Below are 653 nucleotides of genomic sequence, written 5' to 3'. Positions count from 1 at the left end.
TCGCGGAACTCCGCCAGCATCGGCGCCATCAGCGGCGAGTGGGACGCGGGCGAGACCCGGAGCCGGGACATACGACGCCCCTGGGCGCGGAAGGTCTCCGCCACCGCCTCCACAGGACCCTCGGCACCCGAAACCACCACCGAGGACGGGCCATTGATCGCGGCGATCGACACCTCACCCTCGACCGGACCCAAGTGCTCAAGAACCTCCGCCTCGGTGGCCTCCAGCGCCACCATCGCACCGCCCGCTGGCAGCGCCTGCATCAAACGACCACGCGCGGCGACCAGAACACACGCATCGGTGAGTGAGAAGACACCGGCCACATGCGCCGCCGCCACCTCACCGATCGAATGACCGGCCACGAACTCCGGCCGCACACCCCATGACTGCACCAGACGGAACAGCGCCACCTCTACGGCGAACAACCCCGCCTGCGCGTACACCGTCTGATTCAGCAGCTCGGCGTCCTCACCCCACACCACCTCACGCAGCGGACGCTCCAAAAGCCCATCGAGCGCCACGCACACCGCGTCGAAGGACTCCGCGAACACCGGGAAACGCGCATACAACTCACGCCCCATACCGAGCCGCTGCGAACCCTGGCCCGAGAACAGGAACGCGGTGAAACCGCCGCGGACGGCGTCGGTCTGGAC

General features: G+C 68.3%; 1 protein-coding gene. It reads right to left on the bottom strand.

Annotated elements, in window-relative coordinates; genetic code table 11:
- Positions 1-653, bottom strand: a 653-nt coding sequence (locus AB8Z36_RS41330; RefSeq protein ID WP_369218474.1) for an acyltransferase domain-containing protein, incomplete at both ends; no start/stop codon positions are given.

Source organism: Streptomyces flavofungini (genome assembly GCF_041028215.1).
Classification (GTDB): Bacteria; Actinomycetota; Actinomycetes; order Streptomycetales; family Streptomycetaceae; genus Streptomyces; species Streptomyces flavofungini_B.
Note: the sequence above shows the minus strand (reverse complement) of the source record. Positions and strands in the feature narration are given on the sequence as shown.